Genomic DNA, 1,030 nt, shown 5'->3' on the forward strand with positions numbered 1-1,030 from the left:
AGGTGAGGACCTCCGGTATCGGTGTGGTTACCACACACACCCCGACTACCGGAGGGCCCTCATGACACACGCTAACGCCTATCTGACCCCACGTGGCCGATTGGCCCTGGCCGAACTCGTCGTCGAGACCGGTTGGAGCCTGCGCCGGGCCGCCGAACGGTTCCAGTGCTCACCGGCGACCGCCAAGAAATGGGTCGATCGCTACCTGGCCGGTGACCGAGCGATGCAGGACCGGTCCTCACGCCCCCGGTCCTGCCCGCACCGGACCCCGACCCGCACCGAACGACGCATCATCGGCCTGCGTTTCACCCGACGGTGGGGACCGCACCGTATCGCCTATCACCTGCACCTGGCGAAATCGACCGTCGAGGCGGTGCTGCGCCGCTACAAGATGCCCCAACTCGCCCACCTCGACCAGGCCACCGGACTGCCCGTACGCCGCCCGGCACCCCACCGCTACGAACACGAGCAACCGGGTGATCTGGTGCACGTCGACATCAAGAAACTCGGCCGGATTCCCGATGGTGGTGGGCACCGCAAGCTCGGCCGGCAGACCGGCCGCAAGAACCGATCGAAGATGGGTTACGCCTACCTGCACCACGCGGTCGACGATCACTCGCGGCTCGCCTACTCGGAGATCCTCGGAGATGAACGCAAGGGCACCGCGGCCGGGTTCTGGGCCCGTGCTCACGCGTTCTTCGCTGCCCACGACATCACCGTCAGGCGAGTGCTGACGGACAATGGATCCTGCTATCGATCACAGGAGTTCGCTTCTGCTCTCGGTCCGGAGATCGCGCACAAGCGGACCCGGCCGTATCGGCCGCAGACCAACGGCAAGGTCGAACGGTTCAACCGCACCCTCGTTGCCGAGTGGGCGTACGCGCACACCTACCGGTCCGAGGAGGCCCGCTGTGCCACCTACCAGCAGTGGCTGCATGACTACAATCACCATCGGCCCCACACCGGGATCGGTGGACAGTCACCTATAGACCGCGTCGGCGTTCACAACGTCCCCGGGAATTACAGCTAG

Annotated in this window: 1 protein-coding gene; it reads left to right on the forward strand. The window is 65.7% G+C overall.

Translation table 11 applies throughout. The features are described 5' to 3' along the window. The first annotated feature begins 61 nt into the window (after positions 1-61). Positions 62-1,030 (forward strand): IS481 family transposase, encoded by a 969-nt coding sequence (locus RZ1_RS29435; protein WP_072816487.1) that lies wholly within the window; start codon positions 62-64, stop codon positions 1,028-1,030.

It is taken from the genome of Rhodococcus zopfii NBRC 100606 = JCM 9919, from assembly GCF_001895025.1.
GTDB classification, from domain to species: domain Bacteria; phylum Actinomycetota; class Actinomycetes; order Mycobacteriales; family Mycobacteriaceae; genus Rhodococcus; species Rhodococcus zopfii.

Coding starts and splice junctions, on each gene's coding strand:
- RZ1_RS29435 (WP_072816487.1), top strand. CDS start 62: ATGACACACGCTAACGCCTATCTGACCCCACGTGGCCGATTGGCCCTG.